The organism is Hafnia psychrotolerans (assembly GCF_014639435.1).
GTDB lineage: Bacteria > Pseudomonadota > Gammaproteobacteria > Enterobacterales > Enterobacteriaceae > Ewingella > Ewingella psychrotolerans.
On sequence record NZ_BMFZ01000002.1, the window covers coordinates 510,759 to 530,792 of the forward strand.

Here is a 20,034-nt window from a genome sequence, read left to right on the forward strand (position 1 = left end):
TAAAAGAATGTTGTGGTCATGATGCAGCAAAGCTACAATCACAAAAACTGAATAATAATCATCAAGTTCTTTCCTTTAAAAGAACATCTTATTTTCTATACCCGGAGAGCAGATCATGGACCTCACCCAACTGCGCATGTTTTGCAGTGTGGCCGAAACCGGTTCGCTGGCGCGCGCCGCAGAGCAGATGCACCGCGTGCCGTCGAATCTGACCACTCGCTTACGTCAGTTGGAATTGGAGCTCGGCACCGATTTGTTCATCCGTGAAAAACAGCGCATCCGCCTTTCTGCCATGGGCCATAACTTCCTCAATTATGCGCAGCGTATTCTGGCACTCAGCGATGAAGCTATGAGCATTACCCATGCAGGTGAACCGGCCGGAAGCTTTACGTTGGGTTCGATGGAGAGCACGGCTGCAACCCGTCTGCCGAACTTGCTGGCGGCCTATCATCAACGCTATCCGCAGGTGGCGCTGTCGCTGAGCACCGCGACCTCCGGTGAGACCATCGACGGCGTACGCGCAGGTCGGCTTGCAGCGGCTCTGGTCGATGGTCCGATTGACTTTGATGACATCAATGGCTGCATTGCCTTTCGCGAGCGAATGGTGGTGATCTCCCCGCTCGGCGAACACCCCCTGGAAAAACCGCCCGGACACCCCGGCCATACCGTATTTGCCTTTCGTCATAGCTGCTCTTACCGCTCGCGTTTACAAGCCTGGATCAAACACACCGGCCTGCACGTCACCCATACGATGGAAATTCAGTCCTACCATTCGATGGTAGCCTGCGTCGCCAGTGGCGCGGGCATCGCCATGGTGCCGCGCAGCGTACTTGAACAGCTTCCCGGCCACGAACGTGTGCAGGCCCATGAAATCCCAGATGAGTTTGGCGATACCGCCACCTGGCTTATCTGGCGTCGTGATGCCTTCAGCCCCAATGTGCGGGCGTTGAAAGAATTGATAATCGTACAAAACGACGGCGTTGTGCCGTTGCTAAAACACCCTATTGCCGGTGAAAATCACCCGGTGATGCATTCAGGAGCACTACCATGAGCACGAATATGAAAATGATCAAAACCCGCGCGGCAGTTGCCTGGGGCCCAAACCAGCCGCTATCTATAGAAGAAGTGGACCTGATGCCGCCACAGAAAGGCGAAGTTCTGGTGCGTATCGTAGCAACCGGCGTGTGCCACACTGACGCCTACACGCTGTCAGGCAAAGATCCGGAAGGTGTCTTCCCGGCGATTCTCGGCCACGAAGGTGGCGGTGTGGTGGAGGCGGTCGGTGAAGGCGTCACCAGCGTGGCGGTAGGCGACCACGTGATTCCGCTGTACACCCCGGAATGTGGTGAGTGCAAATTCTGTAAGTCGGGCAAAACCAATTTGTGTCAGGCTATCCGCACCACTCAGGGCAAAGGCCTGATGCCCGACGGCACCACGCGTTTTTTCAAAGATGGCAAGCCCATTTTCCACTACATGGGCACCTCAACCTTCTCTGAATACACCGTCGTTCCTGAGATCTCCCTGGCAAAAATTAATAAAGAAGCCCCATTGGAAGAGGTATGCTTGCTGGGTTGCGGCGTGACAACCGGCATGGGTGCGGTAATGAACACCGCCAAAGTGCAGAAAGGCGACACCGTCGCGATCTTTGGCCTTGGCGGTATTGGTCTGTCTGCCGTTATTGGCGCAGTCATGGCCGGTGCAGGCCGTATCATCGGTATCGATCTGAACACCAGTAAATTCGATCTGGCGCGCAAACTGGGTGCCACCGATCTTATTAATCCAAAAGATTTTGATAAGCCGATTCAGGACGTGATCGTCGAAATGACCGACGGCGGCGTGGATTTCTCCTTCGAATGTATTGGTAACGTGAACGTGATGCGTTCCGCGCTCGAGTGCTGCCATAAAGGCTGGGGCGAATCGGTGATCATCGGGGTAGCCGGTGCCGGTGAAGAGATCGCGACTCGACCGTTCCAACTGGTGACAGGCCGCGTATGGCGGGGTTCTGCGTTCGGCGGCGTCAAAGGTCGTTCCCAGTTACCGGGTATCGTGCAGCGTTATCTCGACGGCGAATTCGCGCTCAATGATTTCATCACCCACACCATGCCGCTCGAACAAATCAATGAAGCCTTTGATTTAATGCATGAAGGGAAATCGATTCGCACAGTTATTCACTTTAATCAATAAAGGATCCTGGCGATGAGTAGTTCGATAGAGCTTCTGGAAGAACACCGGATGTTTGGCGGCTGGTAGCAACGTTACCGCCACATGTCCACCAGCCTCAATTGCAGCATGACATTCAGTATTTACCTGCCTCCGCCGCGTGATGATAACCCGCCACCGGTGCTCTATTGGCTGTCAGGACTGACCTGCAATGACGAGAACTTTACGGTGAAGGCTGGAGCGCAGCGTATCGCCGCCGAACTGGGTTTGGTGCTGGTGATGCCAGATACCAGCCCGCGCGGTGATGATGTCGTCAATGACGAAGGTTATGATCTGGGTCAGGGTGCCAGTTTTTACCTGAATGCCACCCGCGCTCCCTGGTCCGTACACTACCGCATGTATGACTACGTCATTGACGAGTTACCGGCTCTGATCGCCGGACATTTTAGCATCAGTAATAGGCAGTCAATCTGCGGGCACTCCATGGGCGGCCACGGTGCACTGATGTTGGCACTGCGTAATCCACAGCGTTTCCGCTCGGTGTCGGCTTTTGCGCCTATCGTCAATCCATGCCAGGTGCCCTGGGGCCGTAAAGCCTTCAGCGCCTATCTGGGCGATGACGAAACGCAATGGCTGCAATATGACAGCTGTCATTTGCTTAGCATCCTGCCAAAAGATCAAAAGCCATTTCCGATCATGGTAGATCAAGGCGACAACGATCAGTTTCTTGCGGACCAACTGCAACCCGCAAAACTGGCTGAACTGGCGCGTCAACGCGGCTGGCCATTGCAGCTGCGGGCTCAACCGGGCTATGACCATAGCTATTTCACTATCGCGACCTTTATCGAGGATCATCTGCGGTTTCATGCACAATGGTTGCGTAGTTAAAAGGTCGTGGGCGTCGGCCCACACCGGTAAACGTTAGGCCGCCGTCCAAACCTGCTGTTAAATCTTTAAATTCAAGGTCAAGGTCGTGGGCTCGCCGCCCACACCGGTAAACCTTGGGCTGCCGCCCAAACTGGCCTTAAGAGGCGCCTATCGCCGCGCCTCTTAAGAATCTCCGGCTCTTTTAAAAACAGCAGCTACGCTGGTCACAATGGCCGTGTTTCAGGAATTTCTGTTATAGCCGCAAACTCCGCCGCTGCGCGGTACTCTCAGTTCGGGCTTCAACCCGCGTAAAAAACCACGCGGTTTTGCGCCTCTCCCTCGACGTCGTTTTGAACGCGGCCGAGGCTTTTCTAAATTCAAAATCCAGACTGTGTTTGTTTTTAAAAATGTGTGGGCCGCATTCAAAAATGACGCTGAGCAAGTGGTTCGAGACCTATGGCTCGAAACCCGTAGCGAAGGAACCGCCTAAGCGGCGGCATTTTGCGGCTATCACTATGGCAACTGGAACACGGCCCCCCGATTCAGCGATAGCGCGCAGTTTAAAAACGCAGGATTCCAAAGGAGGTTCGTTTAAACCTCCTTTGGGCCAGTGTGGGCGGCGAGCCCACGACCTTGAATTTGAATTTGAATTTAAAGTTGAATTTAAAAGCGGCATTTGGGCCGCCCCCCAAAACTCACCCCTTGAGCTTGGGATCAAGCGCATCCCTCAACCCATCGCCTAACAGATTAAACGCTAACACGGTGAGAAATATCGCCAAACTTGGGAAGATGGCGACATGCGGAGCCATCACCATGTCGGCGCGGGCTTCGTTGAGCATCGCGCCCCATTCTGGTGTCGGCGGCTGTGCGCCCATACCCAGGAAGGACAAGCTGGCGGCGGTGATAATAGAGGTGCCGATGCGCATGGTGAAATAGACCACAATGGCTGACAGCGTGCCAGGCAAAATATGGCGGAACAAAATGGTGGCATCCGACGCACCGATGCTGCGCGCTGACTCAATATAGGTTTGATGTTTCAGTACCAACGTGTTGCCACGTACCAGACGCGCGAAAGCCGGCACGCTGAATATCGCCACCGCAATAATGACGTTTGACATACCACTCCCCATCACGGCTACCACCGCGATCGCCAGCAAAATACCGGGGAAAGCGAACAGCACATCACAGATACGCATGATAATGCGGTCCCACCAGCCTTCGTAATAACCCGCCATCAGCCCCAGAACGGTGCCAATTGCACCGCCCAGCGCCACGGACAATACCCCCGCCGCCAGGGATATCCGCGCGCCCATCAGGATACGGCTGAAAATATCCCGCCCGAGAGAATCGACGCCCAGAAAATGCACCAGCGATGGTCCCTGATTGAGACGGTCATAATCAAAGTAGTTCTCTGCATCAAAGGGCACCAACCACGGAGCCAGCACTGCCACAGCAATCATCAGCAGAACAAAAATACCCGCCACCATCGCGATATGCTGTTGGCGAAAACGTCGCCAGAAGGCTTTCAACGGCGTGCGCACCTTCGGTTGTTTCGCCGATTCCGTGGTCATTACCGGTATGGACGCCAGTACGGCATTTCGCCGCCAGTTTTTCATGCGCATGCTCACTTGTATCGGATTGAAGGGTTGATGACTGCGTACAGCATGTCTACCAACAGGTTGATCAGGATGAACTCCAGCGAGAACAGCAACACTTCTGCCTGTATCACCGGGTAATCACGCATTTCGACAGAATCAATCAGCAGCCGCCCAAGGCCGGGCCAGTTGAAGACTTTCTCCACCACAATGGAGCCCCCGAGCAGAAAACCAAATTGCAGACCCATCATGGTCACGACCGGGATCATGGCATTGCGCAGTCCGTGTTTTACCACCACCAGAAACTCATGTACCCCTTTGGCCCGCGCCGTGCGCATGTAATCTTCTTGCATGACTTCAACAAACGATGCGCGAGTAAAGCGTGCCATAATGGCCGCCACCGCCGCACCGAGAGTAATTGACGGTAAAATATAGTGTTGCCAGCTGTCCGCGCCCACTGTCGGTAGCCAACCCAGCTCTACCGAGAAAACCTGCATCAGCAGCATACCGAGTGCAAAAGCTGGGAAAGAGATACCTGAAACCGCCAACGCCATGCCCAGACGGTCCGGCCAGCGGTTGCGCCAGACGGCAGACACCACACCAATCACCAGACCAAAAATCACCGACCACACCATACTGGTTAGCGTCAGCCACAAGGTCGGTAGAAAACGGGAACTGATTTCATCCATCACCGGACGCTTCGAGACCATCGAATGTCCGAAGTCGCCCTGCAAGGCGTGATAAAAGAAGGTGAAAAATTGCTGATAGAGTGGTTTGTCGAGACCCAGGTCTTTACGCACCAGTTCGATCACGCTCTGGTCAGCATCCTGACCCGCCATTAACCGCGCGGGATCGCCCGGCAATAGGTGCACAAACAGGAACACCAGTACCGCCACAATCAGCAGCGTAGGGATCAGACCCAATAATCGTTTGAGAAAGTAATTCAGCATGACCGGTTAACTGTATCCATTAAAAAAACCTCCGAGACGCCAGCTTGATCGAGATTCACGGGTCGAGCATGGCGTGGGGTATCCCTGCGGGAACCCCATCACCATGCTTACCCTAAAATGAAACTCAGTTAACAGAAAGGATCTACTTGATATCCGCATTATCGAAGTTAAATGACGTATCCGGCATCACGTAGAAACCGCTCAGGCGTTTATTGTTGGCAGACACCAGACGTTCAGTCACCAGAAATGCCCAAGGTGCATCGGCCCAGATTCTGTTCTGCGCGTCTGCATACAGTTTGGCTTTCTCGGTTTTGTCGGTGATTTTCAGCGCATCAGCCAGATCTTTATCAACCTGCGGGTTGCTGTAAAACGCCGTATTAAACTGTTTTGGTGGCGCTGACTGAGTGGCAAACAGCGGCGTTAAGGCCCAATCGGCTTCACCGGTAGACGCAGACCAACCAGTGTAAAACATGCGCAGACCAGACTCTTTCTGTCCGACGTTTTCTACCTGAGCGGCACGCTGCGCAGCATCCATGGCGGTCAAGGTCACTTTAATCCCCACCTGCGCCAATTGCTGCTGAGTGAACTGAATCACTTTCTGTGCAGTGCTGCTGTTATGCGATGACCACAGCGTAGTACTGAAACCGTTCGGGTAACCGGCTTCTTTTAGCAGCTGTTTTGCTTTGGCTGGGTCATAAGGCCAGGGCTTGAATTTCGCGGCGTACTCAATACCCTGCGGCAATGGGCCTTCAGACGGGACGGCGTAACCTGCAAAGGCCACTTTGATCAGCGCCTCTTTGTTAATGGCGTAGTTAATCGCCTGACGAACTTTCAGGTTATCAAAGGGTTTTTGTGTCACGTTAAAACTGATGTAACGATGCAGGATGGATGGCGCAGCCACCAGATCCAGTTTGCTGTTTTTCTCCAGCAATCCAGCTTGCTCATACGGTACCGGGAAGGCAAAATCCGCTTCGCCTGTTTGCAGCATGGCTGCACGGGTATTGTTGTCGACCACCGGGCGGAAGGTGATAGTGTCGAGCTTCGGCTCACCTTTTTTCCAGTAACCATTAAATTTCTTCACTTTCACAAAATCCGTCTGATTCCACTGGTCAAGCACATACGGACCGGTACCCACCGGGTGGAAGCCAATCTCTTTGCCATATTTGGTCAACGCAGCAGGCGAAATCATCACCGCCGATGGATGCGCCAAATTGTTAATAAAAGCAGAGAATGGCGTTTTCAGAGTAATTTTCACCGTGTTGGCGTCAACCACCTCAGTCTTATCGATGTTTTTAAACAGGTTATAGCGCTTGAGATGATTCTCAGGATTGCTGGCACGATCGAGGTTCACTTTTACTGCGGCGGCGTTAAAATCGGTGCCATCCGAGAACTTCACGCCTGGATGCAATTTGATGGTATACACCAGGCCATCTTTGCTAACCGTGTAACTTTCAGCCAGTACATTGGTCAGCTTCATGTTCTTATCAAAGCCAAACAAGCCCTGATAGAAAGACTTCGCCACCGCCTGCGACAGCGTGTCGTTGGCATCGTAAGGATCAAGCGAGGTAAAGTTCGAACCCACCGCGATGGTGACATCTTTTGCTGCCCATGCAGAACCGGAAACCAGTCCACCAGCGATGGCAACCATGAGGAGAGCGTTGCGAAGTCCTGTCTTAGTCTGAGTCATGATTATTCCTTGTTCTGTCCAAAGTAAACTACAGGTTAAAAGTCACAAAAGCGGTACTCAAATTAGTACAAACCACCGACCCGATGCCTCGCGACAAAATGCCCTTCGCCTACCTGAACCAGAGAAGCGACGATGGGTTTATCGTGCAACGCACGGACAGGACTCGGGGTCTCATCCACTAGCAGCGTCTGTTCTTTACGACGATGTGCCGGATCCGCTACCGGTACGGCAGCCATCAGTTTGCGGGTGTAGGCATGCTGGGGATGCTCAAACACCGCACGGCGCGGGCCGATCTCCACAATTTGGCCGAGATACATTACCGCCACACGGTGACTGATGCGTTCCACCACGGCCATATCGTGGGAAATAAACAGAAATGCGATGCCGAATTCGCGCTGTAAATCCATCAGCAAATTGACAATCTGCGCCTGAATAGAGACATCCAGCGCTGACACTGACTCATCAGCGATCACCACTTTCGGATTAAGCGCCAGCGCACGGGCAATACAGATGCGTTGCCGCTGCCCACCGGAAAATTCATGCGGGTAGCGCTGAGCGTGCTCCGGCAGTAAGCCTACTTTCTCCAGTAGCCATGCCACGCGGGCTTGCGCCTCTTTGCCACGCGCGACGTTATGCACCAGCAATGGCTCCATGATGGAGTAGCCGACCGTCAGGCGCGGATCGAGCGAAGCATAAGGATCCTGAAAGATAAATTGTATGTCACGCCGTAAATGTTGCAGCGCGGAACCGTTGAGATCAGTAATAGTCTGCCCGTTAAAGATGATGCTGCCGCCCTGACTTTCCACCAGCCTCAGCAACGAGCGTCCAGTGGTGGACTTGCCGCAGCCTGATTCGCCTACCAGCGCCAGCGTTTCGCCAGGATAGAGGTCAAAACTGACTTTCTCCACCGCATGTACCTGTCGGGTAACGCGGTTGAAAATACCGCTGCGCAGATTAAAACGGGTGACCAGATTATGCACCTGTAACACCGGTGCTGCGCCGAACGTCAGCGTATTTTGGGTCAGATCGCTGGCGGAACCGGTTAGGGTTTCGTCATGATGTAACAGCGGAAAGCGCGCCGGCAGCGTTTTGCCCGTCATCGACCCCAGTTTTGGCACGGCGGCCAGCAGCGACTTCGTGTAGACATGCTGCGGCGTTGCAAAAACCGTGGCGACATCTCCCACTTCTACTTTGTTTCCGTGATACATCACCAACACGCGATCCGCAATTTCGGCCACCACGCCCATGTCGTGAGTGATGAAGATCACGCCCATATTCATCTCTTTTTGCAATACACGAATCAGTTGCAGGATCTGCGCCTGAATGGTGACGTCCAGCGCGGTGGTGGGTTCGTCGGCAATCAGTAATGCCGGTTTGCAGGACAGTGCCATGGCGATCATCACCCGTTGGCGCATACCGCCTGAGAGCTGATGTGGGTAGCTATCGAGAATATTCCGCGCGTCGGGAATGCGGACCAAATCAAGCATGCGCAGTGCTTCCGCGCGGGCGGTGCGGTGATCTTTGCTCTGATGTAGACGGATAGATTCGGCAATTTGCTCGCCAACCGGAAACACCGGGTTCAGCGAGGTCATCGGTTCCTGAAAGATCATGGCCATGTCGGCACCACGCAGTAAACGCATGGCAGACTGCGGTGCGGCGGCGATGTCGACCACTTCGCCGTTGCGACGCCGAAACTGCATTTCGCCCTGCGTGATCTGCCCACCACCCTGCTCCACCAACCGCATCAGCGCCAGCGAAGTGACCGATTTCCCTGAGCCAGACTCTCCGACAATCGCCAGTGTCTCTCCACGGTTTACTTCAAAACTCAGACCACGTACAGCGTCGATCGCCTGACCTTCGTGCTCAAAACGAACACTGAGGTTGCGTACAGCCAGCACCTGATGGTCAGTAAGAATTAAAGGAGAACGGTTCACTGATAAATGGCCACCTGCGGTGCCTCATCAACGTAGCCTACGCCTCGGTACATGCCTTCGCTGTTGAATGGCAGTGCCACATTGCCCAGATGATCGATGGCAATCATGCCGCCTAAGCCGCCAAACGCCACCAGTTTTTCCATCACCACTTTGTCGCTGGCCTGTTGCAATGTCAGCCCGGCGTAATCCATCAGCGCGGCGACGTCATAGGCCGCCAGTGTGCGCATAAAGACCTCGCCAGTCCCCGTGCAGGAGACCGCCACTGTGCGGTTGCTGGCATAGCAGCCCGCTCCAATGATCGGTGAATCACCGACGCGGCCAGCCTGTTTGTTGGTCATCCCGCCGGTAGAGGTGGCCGCGGCCAGATTACCGAAAGCATCCATCGCGACGGCCCCTACCGTGCCAAATTTGCGATCAGGATCGATAGGATCACCGGAGGGCGTATCAGTGAGCGCTGCGCCGTCATGATCGAGCATCACGCCAGTGTCTGCGGCTATTGCGCGTTGCAGCTGGTCGTATCGTTCCTGCGTAAAGAAGAACTCAACCCCCACCATTTCCTGGCCGTTGTCTCGGGCAAAGTTCTCGGCACCTGCGCCGGTAAACATCACATGCGGGCTGACTTCCAGCACTTTGCGTGCCGTCAGGATCGGGTTGCGGATATGGTTCACACAGCTGATGGCTCCCGCATTGAGCGTACGACCATCCATGATGCTGGCGTCTAGCTCGTGAGTCCCTTGATGAGTAAATACAGCGCCCTTACCCGCATTGAATAACGGACACTCCTCCAGCAGCCGCACCACCTCGGTGACAGCGTCCAGTGCACTCCCACCGGCGGCTAATATGGCTTGTCCGCTGGCGACAATATCTTCCAATGCTTTCAAGTAGCATTGCTCTTTCTCAGCGCTCATTGCCGCTCGGGTAATGGCTCCGGCACCACCGTGAATGGCGATGACCGGGCGCTTTTTATTCGAAATGGAAGATACTGAATTATCAAGAGGAGAACTCATTTGCGCGGCACCCTGTGTTGTTACGTCAATGTTGACCTATTTTTGACTATATTTAGCCCGGTACAGTATGTAAAGCAGAAATACATAACCAGAAATAAGGGGCTAATTACTTAGAATATTTAGGAAAATTAAATAAGGGGAAGCTATAAACACGCGAGACAAACTTCTAAATAACAGGAATAATAAACGTCCTAACGGTGTGTAGAGCATCTCTGGCAAGGCTTTCCACGATTTTTTTAATTTTCACTTTTACCTACTCGATATCAACCGGTTTGTGGGATGACGAGTGCTTTTAGGAATGACAATGGATACTGTTTATAATCGCCGGCGGATCAATGTGATCTCCTGGTTAAGTTACTTCTTTACCGGCGGGCTGGTTTCTACCCTGGGTATTGTTATCGGACCTGTGGCGACTGCTTTTCATAAAGACCCTGCTTTTATCGGACTCATGTTTTCACTGATGAACATCGGCCTGTTCCTGCCGATCATGATCAGTGGCATCCTGATGCGTAAATTCGATTTAGGCAAACAGCTGATCACCGGTTCTGTTATTTCCGTACTGACCTGTATTGCTCTGTTCCTGATGCCATCTATCACACTGTTTGGTGTGGGAGTCTTCCTGATAGGTGCGACGGCGGGCCTGATGATGTCTATCGGCAGCTATCTGGTGGTACGAATCAATGATGACCCGAAACAACGTTCAGCTAACCTGATCTTTACCGATTTCTTCTTTGCACTCTCTGGGATGACCCTCTCTCTGGTGCTGGGATTCCTGTTCAAGCACGGCGCAAGCTGGCTTGCAATGTACGGCATTATGGGGACATTGAGTCTGCTGATGATCCTGCTGTGCATCGGGCAAAAATTCCCTTCGGTGCCGCAACAGGAAAAAGTGGCCAAACAGGATCGCCCGGCCAAAGAGCCGTGGGGGATTGCCGCCTATGTTCTCTGTTTCGCGCTGTTTGCCTTCGTGTTCAGCGAGCTGGTCTTCACACTTTGGATGCCGAGCTGGTTACTTGAACATTTCGGGCTGGATGCAGACCGCGCCGCGTTTTACATCACGATTTACTGGACAGTCAAAGCCATCGGCCTGTTCCTGAACCAGTTCACCGTGCGTTTCGTAAAATTACGCACCTTCCTGCTGGTATCAGCCATTATTGGTTTGGTCAGCCTGAGCATCGTCACCCACAGTGAATCGACCACGTTGGTATTGATTGCCGTCGGCGTCTTTGGTTTCTGTAATTCCGGGATGTTCTCGGGCCTGATGAGCTATGGCAGCCTGCAAGTGAAAAAGTCACCGCCAACGCTGACGTCTGCCCTGCTAACCACCGCTTCGGTCGGCACGTTGATTTTCGCCTCGTTCTCCTCGTTCGTTCACCGCGAATTGGGCCTGTTCTGGGCGCTGAACATCGCCAGCATCTCCTACGTTTTGTTGGTGATTGCCGTCATCGTTGCTGGAATTAAGAGTAAGGCAGAAAAGATCCATCACGAGATGCCAGCACAATAATAAAGACTCATTATCACAGCTAAAAAAGGGAAGACACGCGAGTGTTTTCCCTTTTTGCATTCTTAACGCTGAGTGATTTTTTAAAGCTGTGGCGCGCGTTGCAAACTGTTCATCCAGCCGGTGGCGGGTTGCTGGATCAAACAGCGTGCGCGGCCGTGGCGGCGCAAAATCAGGCCCTGATCCTGCATGTCACTGAGATCGCGGCGAATCGTTTCGAGGCTAACTTCCAGCCACTGTGCCAGTTCGCTCACTTGTACCACTTCATGCTGCTCCACCAACTGGAGAATAGCTTGATGGCGTTTTTTCTTCATCACGGTGCAACTCCTGCCAGTATCGACAAATATTTGTGAAGTAAGTCACAAAAAGAGCGGTAATAATACGCAGGTTTTCAGCTTAATTTTGGGATCGATCTCAATTTTTAGAAAAAAGCTGTGTTTTTTTCCACCGGAAACCTTTTGGTCAGCACGGCTTTATCTGCCACTCTTTACTCTGACATAATAGTCTGAGGCTTTTTCCGCGCTCCGCTGCCGTGTGGCACGGGCGCACCATAAGGAATTTATGATGGAATTCAATACCGCCGGTTTGATCTCACTGCAGGACGCACTGGATAAAATGCGTGCCCATACTCCCGCTAAGACAGTGCAGGACGTTGAAACCGTGCCACTCGCCACTGCAGCCGGACGTATTACCGCTGCGCCGGTTTGTTCACCGGTGTTTGTGCCACCTTTTGATAACTCCGCCATGGACGGTTACGCCGTACGCTGTGCCGATGTTCACCAGGGTGCCGTTTTACCGGTAGCAGGCAAAGCCTTTGCTGGAGCGCCTTTCTACGGAGAATGGCCTGCCAAAAGCTGTATCCGCATCATGACCGGTGCACCGGTGCCGAATGGCGCGGACGCGGTGATCATGCAGGAACAAGCGGAAGTGTCAGAGGCCGGCGTATCTTTCACCACTGACGTAGTGAAAGGCCAAAATATTCGCCTGATTGGCGATGACATCCAACAAGGTGACAGCGTGCTGGCGCAAGGTGTTCGCCTCGGCGCGGCGGAATTACCGCTGCTGGCATCGCTGGGTGTGGAGCAGGTTCAGGTGTTCAAGCCGCTGAAAGTGGCTATTTTCTCCACCGGTGATGAACTGCAACCGGTCGGCACGCCGCTGCAGGAAGGACAAATTTACGACACCAACCGCTTCGCCGTACACCTGATGCTTAAGCAGATCGGTTGCACTGTGCTTGATTTAGGCATCATCCGCGATGATCCGCAGGCGCTGCACCAAGCCTTTCAACAGGCCAATGACTTTGCCGATCTGGTGATCTCCAGCGGCGGTGTATCGGTCGGTGAAGCCGATTACACGAAGAAAATGCTTGATGAGCTGGGAGAAGTGGGTTTCTGGAAACTGGCGATCAAGCCGGGTAAACCCTTTGCCTTTGGCAAGCTGAAAAAAGCCTGGTTCTGCGGGCTACCGGGAAATCCCGTTTCCGCCGCCCTGACGTTCTATCAGTTGGTTCAGCCGTTTATCGCCGGGCTGAGTGGTCATACGGCTTGGTCATTGCCGCCGCGTCTGAAAGCGAAAGCTACCACGCCATTTAGCAAATCGCCAGGGCGACTGGATTTCCAGCGCGGTATTTTCACCACGAATGCCAACGGTGAACTGGAAGTGTGCACCACCGGACATCAGGGTTCGCACGTATTCAGCTCATTCAGCCAGGCTAACTGTTTCGTGGTGCTTGAAAGCGAGCGTGGCCGCGTGACTGCCGGTGAAATGGTCGACGTCGAACCCTTTAACGCACTGCTTCGGGGCTAACGATGACAACGCTGCCGGAACTGACCGACGCTGAAACCTTGCGTTATAACCGCCAAATTGTGCTGAAAGGTTTTGATTTCGACGGACAGGAAAAATTGAAAGCCAGCCACGCCTTGATTGTCGGGCTGGGCGGGCTGGGCTGCGCGGCAGCGCAATATCTGGCCGCCGCCGGAACCGGCACACTGACATTGCTGGATTTTGACACCGTATCACTGTCCAATTTGCAACGTCAGACGCTGCATACCGATGCGCGTATCGGTATGGCAAAAGTCGAATCTGCCGCGCTGGCGCTGACGGCGATCAATCCGCATATTCACCTGAATCCGGTGAATGCACAGGCAGATAGTGACAGGCTGCATGAGCTGATCACCGCCTGCGACGTGGTGCTAGATTGCACCGACAACGTCACGACCCGCGACCAACTTAACCGGGTCTGCTTTGCACTAAAAACCCCGTTAGTCTCCGGCGCAGCGATCCGCATGGAGGGGCAGCTCAGCGTCTTCACCTACCAACCTGACGAACCCTGTTACCGCTGCCTCAGCCGCCTGTTTGGCGATAATGCACTCACCTGCGTCGAAGCAGGGGTTATGGCACCGCTGGTCGGCACCATCGGCAGTCTACAGGCAATGGAAGCGATTAAGCTGCTGACCCACTTCGGTGATGTTCTCCGCAGCCGTTTATTGATGTTTGATGCCATGACGATGCAGTTCAGGGAGATGAAACTGCCCAAGAACCCGGCATGTGAATTGTGTGGATGAAAAACAGTTATATTGATTGAGCGCAAAAGTTTAACCCGAGTCCCAAACTGAGGGACTCGGGCCTATCAATGACCGGCATCAGTCCTGCCCCTCTGCCGGTTTTATATTTTTACGCCCGGTAACGCCACAGTAGAATGGCGACGCACACCAGGCTGACGAGTGAAATGCTGTACAGCGCACAGGTAGCTCCGATGCTTTCCGCCAACAAACCGGCACACCCCGTCGCTACGGCGGCAATCATCACTTGTCCGCGCCAGGCCATTGCGCTGGCTGTCGCCACCTGTTCTGCGCTGAAATGCCGCAACACGCCGAAAGTCCCCAGAGCAAATACCACATTCGACGCCAGATGCGCGCCAAAGATCAGTCCCAGAGCAGCAACCGGGCTTGCACTCAGCAGCGGTAGCAGAAAATAGCCACCGAGAAACAACACCAGACATAACAGCAACCGCACATTACTGGCACCATAGCGCTGAAGTTTGTCAGCATTCATGAGCAAAGGTCCGCACAGTTGCCCCAGGCTGCGGATAAACAATAGAGGCAATGCCAGCGCCGTCGTTTCCTCAGGCCGTATTTGCTGGGCCACTGCGGGTAATAGCGCCATCGCAGGTGAACCTACGGCCGCCAGCGCCGGTAGCAGCAAGAGACTACGGCGTTGCAGAGCAGAACAGTTCCTCCAACGCAATCTGGGATGATCGGGGGACAGAGTGTCGACTGGCGACGTGACAACATGGAAAACAGCCGCTGAGCCGGCAAGTAACCCAGCAGAAGCGCAGAAGCTCAGCGCATCAATGGCCAGCAGGGTCAGAGGCGAGAGAACATCGAACAGCACAACACCCAATCCTGTGCCGAGTAAAACCTGTGAGGCGAAGATCAGTGTTTCCATCGCCGTCGCGGCGGGCAGTTCATTGTCACTCAATCCGCGCTTGAGCAATAGAGTCAGAGCCGGGTAACTCATCCCACTCAACAAGGCTTCGGCCGATTGTACCGCCAGTAACGCAGGAATACTGTGCCGGAGCAGGCCATATAGAGGGCATATCAGTGCCAGCATACCCAACACTTCACACAAGATCAGAATCTTCAGTGGCGATATTTTTCGGCTCAAATGTTCGCCCCATACACTGCCTATAAACCCGGGTAATGTCGCCAGCATGTAAGCCAACGTAAGCGTGAGCGGCGAAGCCTGCCAGCGGAGTAACTGACCAAAGACAACAACCTGCGTCAGGCCATTTCCCATTGACGATAAAATAAAAGCACAGCCTAACAAACGCAGCCAGCGGTGGCTGCGTAATGCGCCTATCAGCGCAATCAATAACGTATTCATGAACAGAGACTCTCATCTGAAATAACAGAAACCCCGCATTGCACACAAGCAACAGGGAGAGTAGAAAACTGTTAGCGATGAGAAATCGTTACATTGGGAAAAATGCTTTTTTGAAGACAGGAAGGGAAAATGTAGCACAGTGAAAGGAAGCTGAAAGGCTTTTATCTCCACTAACTTCGTATTTCAGATAAAAAAAAACGCCGATAATTTGGCGTTTTCTGTGATGCAAACTTCTTAATCATTCGCGTTGCATCAAGGCGGGAACTGAACAAAGCCCTGGGAGCGCACACAAGTACGAGACCAGGTTTAGTTGATACCCTGGCTACACAGATAGTCTTCGTAGTTGCCGGAGAAGTCGATGACTTTACCCGGCGTCATTTCAATGATGCGGGTAGCCAGTGAGCTGACGAATTCACGGTCGTGGGAGACGAAGATCAATGTACCTTCGTACATTTCCAGTGCCATGTTCAGTGACTCGATCGATTCCATATCAAGGTGGTTGGTCGGTTCATCCATGATCAGAATGTTAGGACGCTGCATCATCAGTTTTCCGAACAACATGCGGCCTTTCTCACCACCGGAAAGCACTTTGACTTTCTTCTTGATATCATCCTGACCGAACAGCAGACGCCCCAGAATACCGCGAACAGCTTGTTCGTCGTCTTTTTCAGACTTCCACTGACTCATCCAGTCGAATACGTTCAGGCTGTCATCGAATTCATATTCGTGATCCTGAGCGTAGTAACCGATTTTGGCATTCTCAGACCATTTGACGCTACCTGAGTCCGGCTCAATATCGCCAACCAGAGTGCGCAACAGCGTCGTTTTACCGATACCGTTAGCGCCCAGAATGGCAATTTTCTCGCCGACTTCCAGCATCAGACCGAGGTTTTTAAACAGTGGGCCGTTATCAAAACCTTTGGTGATTTTTTCTACTTCCAGCGCATTACGGAACAGCTTCTTGTCCTGCTCAAAACGCATATAAGGGTTCTGGCGGCTGGACGCTTTGATTTCGTCGAGCTGAATTTTGTCAATCTGACGAGCACGTGATGTCGCCTGTTTAGATTTTGACGCGTTGGCGCTAAAACGACTCACGAAGGATTGCAGTTCAGCAATCTGCGCTTTTTTCTTGGCGTTATTCGCACTCAGTAAATCGCGTGCCTGCGTCGCTGCAGTCATGTATTCGTCGTAGTTACCTGGGTAAACACGCAGTTCGCCGTAGTCCAGATCCGCCATGTGTGTGCAGACCATATTCAGGAAGTGACGGTCATGGGAGATGATGATCATGGTGCTGTTACGTTCGTTCAGCACCTGCTCCAGCCAGCGAATGGTATCGATGTCCAGGTTGTTCGTCGGCTCATCGAGCAGCAGAATTTCCGGGTCAGAAAACAGTGCCTGCGCCAGCAATACACGCAGTTTAAAGCCCGGTGCAATTTCGCTCATCAGGCCGTAATGTTGTTCAACCGGAATGCCAACACCGAGCAACAGTTCGCCTGCACGAGACTCTGCGCTGTAACCGTCCATTTCACCATATTCGACTTCGAGATCGGCGACTTTATAGCCGTCCGCTTCGCTCATTTCCGGCAGAGAGTAAATGCGGTCTCGCTCTTCTTTCAGGGCCCAAAGTTCAGCGTGCCCCATGATCACGGTGTCGAGCACGGTGAACTTCTCGAAAGCAAACTGATCCTGACGCAATTTACCCAGACGTTCGTTCGGGTCGAGGACCACGTTGCCACCGGATGGCACTAAATCGCCACCGAGGATTTTCATGAAAGTGGATTTTCCGCAACCATTAGCGCCGATTAAACCGTAACGGTTACCGCCGCCAAATTTCACGTTAATATTTTCAAATAACGGCTTGCTGCCGAATTGCATGGTGATGTTATAAGTGCTTAACACGACGCTCGCTCTTAATTAGGAATGTGATTTGGCGCGCATTATGCCACAACGGCGGCGGGAGATCGCCTGTTCGCATGGTCATTTTTTAGGCGAAAAATAATAAAATAGGAAAAAAGCGCAGGCTTATCCCGTTTCTATGGCTAAACCCCACTCTTCCGAGTGCCGCAAAATATCGAAGAGAGTAAATCGAGCGCTATTCACATGAAAAGCGGCAATACGGAGTCATCGCGGTTGTGGCAGGAGGATCAAGGCATAAAAAAACCCGGCGATGCCGGGCTTTCTAAAACATTTTTGCTGATGGGCGATTAGAAGTTGTAGCCAATCACGCCGTAGTAACCCCAGCCGGTAGACTTAACATCAAAGTTACCGTTGCCAAAGTTCAGCTCAGCACCATCTTGCCACTGGCCACCGTTGTGGAAGTAACGTGCCACCAGCGAGTAGTGCCAATGGGTATAGCTCAACGAGAGAATGTGGCTGGATGCGACAGAATTGCTTGAACGCGCTTTACGGCCATTCACGTCGCTGAAGTCATCGTTACCCAGATCGGAACCCCAGTCGAAGTTGGTGAAGCCGATGTAACTCAGGTTCCCCCCCCACAGTGGAGTCAACGGCACGAAGTATTTAATTTTGAAACGGTAGCCGTCCCAGCTATTTTCGTTAGCTGCGCCGTAGTTTTCCCACTGGTATTTTGCATACACGTTCAGGGAGAGACTCATTGGCAGATGGGTATCAATATCAGTACCGAGCCCCATGTACCAAGTGTTCTGGCGGTTATCGCTGTCCGGGCCCATATCGTAGATATAGTTGTTGGCGAAGTACCACTCTTTGAACGGCCCAAAGCTCAGATCGGTATTGGTCAGCTTGTCGATAGAGAAACGCGGTTCGATTTCCATAAACAGCGGGGAACCGTTCTTATCCCAGATCCCTGTATCGTTGCCGTTACCGGCACCGAAGGTTTTTGGAATATCGATATAGCCGTAGAAATCAAACCAGTCTTTGTGTGCGAAGGCTTCATATTCCAAATAGACGTCGTTACGAATTGTTGGTCCGAAACGCGTATCGGCGCTGCCTACTACGTTAACGCTTTGATGCCACCAGTCGGAAACAAATTCCCCGTTAGTGTCATCAGCAAGCGCTGTTGCGCTGTAAGACAAAGCTAAAAGTGCGCCAGCTGCAATAATTTTATTGTTCATTTGTTTACCAGAAGCGGGTTAGGAAGAAACTCCCTGCCAGAAGGAGACAATTTTTCACGAAACATGCAACGCCTGAATCTCTGTTCAAGACCATTGCCTGTTTAAAACCGTAATTGGCGTGCGACATCACTACGCATAAAAAAGAATCTGAAACTGTGATCTGCAATCGATTGCCGGGCCCCTAATGCAAAGGTTGAGCAATTTCCAGTCACGCCAAATCGGATTCAACTTTTGTTAGCTAATAAATAGACTTGGTCAATGTTTGTCAATTCTTGTTTCATTCGGATACATAGTTTGTGTGACTGAAATCACATAAACTTCACATATGGGTGGTAGGCGCGTTTTTAGGCAGGAGAAAATATTTTCTGAGCAAAAAATGCACACCTGACAATTGGCGTGGTAATATACTGCCAATTAGCAAAATCAGGAGTCCATCATGCAACCTAAAATTTCAGATCTGCATTCCAAAAACTCGCATGTTCCTGCAATGCGCCTTTGGCAATCTGCGGGGCTTCCGGCAAGTGGAGGAATAAGTTTGATTAATGCCATACAGAAAGGTTTTTCGGTTGATAGTATCCATCGCCTGAATGCCGAACTGGGATGGTCGAAAATGGCTTTGCTTGAAATTATGGGAATTAACGAACGCAGCTTCGCCCGCCGCAAAGCGGAAAATGGCCTGTTGAAAACGGATGAGAGCGAGCGTGTTGCCCGGCTGATTCGTATTATTGATGCTGCCACTGATCTGTTCGAAGGGGACCGCGGATTGGCTCTTGAGTGGATACGCCGCCCTGCCCCCGCGCTGGCGGGCGTGCCACCGGTGGAGATGTTAACTTCAGAGGCTGGCGCGCTGGAAGTTAACCGCCTGATTGGCAGGCTGGAGTATGGGGTGTTTGGTTGAGGCTCTACCGCATCGTTAAAACCAAACATCTGGCAACGGCATGGTCGGGTTCAGGGGCGCAACTGTTTGGTGGCCGATGGAATCCGCCGGGTAAGCCAGTGGTGTATCTCGCCACCAGCATTTCTTTAGCGATACTGGAAATCATGGTGCATTTGCAAAACAGCCTGCTATTACAGGCCTACACCTTGCTGAGTATTGAGATCCCAGATGACAAATTACCACGGCTAGATTTGTCGCAGTTACCGCCTGACTGGAAAGATCCCTCTCCACCAGACAGCACCCAAAGTCTGGGCGAACAATGGCTGCTGGCAGGTGAAAGCGTGGGTTTACGGGTTCCTTCGGTCATTGTACCCAGTGAATTCAACGCCATTATGAATCCACTGCATGCAGATTTCGCCGCGCTACTTGAGACAGTACAGACAGAAGTCATGGTGTTTGATCCCCGCCTGACATAACGC

At 52.6% G+C, this 20,034-nt stretch carries 17 protein-coding genes; 8 read left to right on the forward strand and 9 right to left on the reverse strand.

Going from position 1 to position 20,034, the window contains the following annotated elements:
- Positions 1 to 115: 115 nt before the first annotated feature.
- The 3 genes from ptrR to fghA all read left to right on the forward strand — a co-directional run bounded on the left by ptrR (position 116) and on the right by fghA (position 3,048).
- Positions 116 to 1,051: a putrescine utilization regulator PtrR gene (gene ptrR / locus IEV89_RS05485; protein ID WP_188471190.1), complete on the forward strand. Its 936-nt coding sequence runs from the start codon at positions 116 to 118 to the stop codon at positions 1,049 to 1,051.
- An 8-nt stretch (positions 1,052 to 1,059) separates the two neighbouring features.
- A complete protein-coding gene (locus IEV89_RS05490; protein ID WP_188471393.1) occupies positions 1,060 to 2,184 on the forward strand; it encodes an S-(hydroxymethyl)glutathione dehydrogenase/class III alcohol dehydrogenase in 1,125 nt (374 codons plus the stop codon).
- Between the two features lie 81 nt (positions 2,185 to 2,265).
- Positions 2,266 to 3,048, forward strand: coding sequence for an S-formylglutathione hydrolase (gene fghA / locus IEV89_RS05495; protein WP_229746378.1), 783 nt, complete (start codon positions 2,266 to 2,268; stop codon positions 3,046 to 3,048).
- 674 nt (positions 3,049 to 3,722) lie between these two features.
- Here the strand turns inward: fghA and gsiD are convergent.
- The 5 genes from gsiD to IEV89_RS05520 all read right to left on the reverse strand — a co-directional run bounded on the left by gsiD (position 3,723) and on the right by IEV89_RS05520 (position 10,200).
- Positions 3,723 to 4,649, reverse strand: coding sequence for a glutathione ABC transporter permease GsiD (gene gsiD, locus IEV89_RS05500; protein WP_188471192.1), 927 nt, complete (start codon positions 4,647 to 4,649; stop codon positions 3,723 to 3,725).
- Between the two features lie 2 nt (positions 4,650 to 4,651).
- Entirely contained in the window at positions 4,652 to 5,572 is a 921-nt protein-coding gene (gene gsiC / locus IEV89_RS05505; protein WP_188471195.1) for a glutathione ABC transporter permease GsiC, read from the reverse strand.
- A 142-nt stretch (positions 5,573 to 5,714) separates the two neighbouring features.
- Positions 5,715 to 7,259, reverse strand: coding sequence for a glutathione ABC transporter substrate-binding protein GsiB (gene gsiB / locus IEV89_RS05510; RefSeq protein WP_188471197.1), 1,545 nt, complete (start codon positions 7,257 to 7,259; stop codon positions 5,715 to 5,717).
- 62 nt (positions 7,260 to 7,321) lie between these two features.
- Complete coding sequence (gsiA, locus tag IEV89_RS05515) at positions 7,322 to 9,193, reverse strand: glutathione ABC transporter ATP-binding protein GsiA (RefSeq protein WP_188471199.1); 1,872 nt, start codon at positions 9,191 to 9,193, stop codon at positions 7,322 to 7,324.
- Positions 9,190 to 10,200 carry an isoaspartyl peptidase/L-asparaginase family protein gene (locus IEV89_RS05520; RefSeq protein WP_188471201.1) on the reverse strand — a complete coding sequence of 337 codons (1,011 nt, stop codon included), beginning with the start codon at positions 10,198 to 10,200 and terminating at the stop codon, positions 9,190 to 9,192. The genes gsiA and IEV89_RS05520 overlap by 4 nt, the downstream gene beginning before the upstream one ends.
- A 304-nt stretch (positions 10,201 to 10,504) precedes the next feature.
- Between IEV89_RS05520 and tsgA the strand changes: the two genes are divergently transcribed.
- The gene (tsgA, locus tag IEV89_RS05525) at positions 10,505 to 11,704 is read left to right on the forward strand and encodes an MFS transporter TsgA (RefSeq protein ID WP_188471203.1); all 1,200 of its coding nucleotides are present in this window, start codon (positions 10,505 to 10,507) and stop codon (positions 11,702 to 11,704) included.
- Positions 11,705 to 11,784: 80 nt separating this feature from the next.
- On the opposite strand, the gene IEV89_RS05530 is transcribed toward tsgA, so the two are convergent.
- Complete coding sequence (locus IEV89_RS05530) at positions 11,785 to 12,015, reverse strand: DeoR family transcriptional regulator (RefSeq protein ID WP_188471395.1); 231 nt, start codon at positions 12,013 to 12,015, stop codon at positions 11,785 to 11,787.
- 247 nt (positions 12,016 to 12,262) lie between these two features.
- On the opposite strand from IEV89_RS05530, the gene moeA reads away from it, so the two are divergent.
- Together moeA and moeB are read left to right on the forward strand one after the other, a co-directional pair.
- Positions 12,263 to 13,507, forward strand: coding sequence for a molybdopterin molybdotransferase MoeA (gene moeA, locus IEV89_RS05535; protein WP_188471205.1), 1,245 nt, complete (start codon positions 12,263 to 12,265; stop codon positions 13,505 to 13,507).
- A gap of 2 nt (positions 13,508 to 13,509) precedes the next feature.
- Complete coding sequence (moeB, locus tag IEV89_RS05540; RefSeq protein WP_188471207.1) at positions 13,510 to 14,265, forward strand: molybdopterin-synthase adenylyltransferase MoeB; 756 nt, start codon at positions 13,510 to 13,512, stop codon at positions 14,263 to 14,265.
- Between the two features lie 109 nt (positions 14,266 to 14,374).
- On the opposite strand, the gene IEV89_RS05545 is transcribed toward moeB, so the two are convergent.
- The 3 genes from IEV89_RS05545 to IEV89_RS05555 all read right to left on the reverse strand — a co-directional run bounded on the left by IEV89_RS05545 (position 14,375) and on the right by IEV89_RS05555 (position 18,678).
- A complete protein-coding gene (locus IEV89_RS05545; protein WP_188471209.1) occupies positions 14,375 to 15,586 on the reverse strand; it encodes an MFS transporter in 1,212 nt (403 codons plus the stop codon).
- A 306-nt stretch (positions 15,587 to 15,892) separates the two neighbouring features.
- Positions 15,893 to 17,485, reverse strand: a complete 1,593-nt coding sequence (locus IEV89_RS05550; RefSeq protein WP_188471211.1) for an ABC-F family ATPase — start codon at positions 17,483 to 17,485, stop codon at positions 15,893 to 15,895.
- A 305-nt stretch (positions 17,486 to 17,790) separates the two neighbouring features.
- Positions 17,791 to 18,678 (reverse strand): nucleoside-specific channel-forming protein Tsx, encoded by an 888-nt coding sequence (locus tag IEV89_RS05555; RefSeq protein WP_188471213.1) that lies wholly within the window; start codon positions 18,676 to 18,678, stop codon positions 17,791 to 17,793.
- Between the two features lie 436 nt (positions 18,679 to 19,114).
- Between IEV89_RS05555 and IEV89_RS05560 the strand changes: the two genes are divergently transcribed.
- Positions 19,115 to 19,576: an Xre family toxin-antitoxin system antitoxin gene (locus IEV89_RS05560; RefSeq protein WP_188471215.1), complete on the forward strand. Its 462-nt coding sequence runs from the start codon at positions 19,115 to 19,117 to the stop codon at positions 19,574 to 19,576.
- Complete coding sequence (locus tag IEV89_RS05565; protein ID WP_188471217.1) at positions 19,573 to 20,031, forward strand: RES family NAD+ phosphorylase; 459 nt, start codon at positions 19,573 to 19,575, stop codon at positions 20,029 to 20,031. The genes IEV89_RS05560 and IEV89_RS05565 overlap by 4 nt, the downstream gene beginning before the upstream one ends.
- Positions 20,032 to 20,034 lie beyond the last annotated feature (3 nt).

Coding starts and splice junctions, on each gene's coding strand:
- IEV89_RS05555 (WP_188471213.1), bottom strand. CDS start 18,678: ATGAACAATAAAATTATTGCAGCTGGCGCACTTTTAGCTTTGTCTTAC.
- IEV89_RS05545 (WP_188471209.1), bottom strand. CDS start 15,586: ATGAATACGTTATTGATTGCGCTGATAGGCGCATTACGCAGCCACCGC.
- IEV89_RS05490 (WP_188471393.1), top strand. CDS start 1,060: ATGAAAATGATCAAAACCCGCGCGGCAGTTGCCTGGGGCCCAAACCAG.
- IEV89_RS05560 (WP_188471215.1), top strand. CDS start 19,115: ATGCAACCTAAAATTTCAGATCTGCATTCCAAAAACTCGCATGTTCCT.
- gsiC (WP_188471195.1), bottom strand. CDS start 5,572: ATGCTGAATTACTTTCTCAAACGATTATTGGGTCTGATCCCTACGCTG.
- moeB (WP_188471207.1), top strand. CDS start 13,510: ATGACAACGCTGCCGGAACTGACCGACGCTGAAACCTTGCGTTATAAC.
- ptrR (WP_188471190.1), top strand. CDS start 116: ATGGACCTCACCCAACTGCGCATGTTTTGCAGTGTGGCCGAAACCGGT.
- fghA (WP_229746378.1), top strand. CDS start 2,266: ATGTCCACCAGCCTCAATTGCAGCATGACATTCAGTATTTACCTGCCT.
- gsiD (WP_188471192.1), bottom strand. CDS start 4,649: ATGCGCATGAAAAACTGGCGGCGAAATGCCGTACTGGCGTCCATACCG.
- moeA (WP_188471205.1), top strand. CDS start 12,263: ATGATGGAATTCAATACCGCCGGTTTGATCTCACTGCAGGACGCACTG.
- tsgA (WP_188471203.1), top strand. CDS start 10,505: ATGGATACTGTTTATAATCGCCGGCGGATCAATGTGATCTCCTGGTTA.
- IEV89_RS05520 (WP_188471201.1), bottom strand. CDS start 10,200: ATGAGTTCTCCTCTTGATAATTCAGTATCTTCCATTTCGAATAAAAAG.
- gsiB (WP_188471197.1), bottom strand. CDS start 7,259: ATGACTCAGACTAAGACAGGACTTCGCAACGCTCTCCTCATGGTTGCC.
- IEV89_RS05530 (WP_188471395.1), bottom strand. CDS start 12,015: ATGAAGAAAAAACGCCATCAAGCTATTCTCCAGTTGGTGGAGCAGCAT.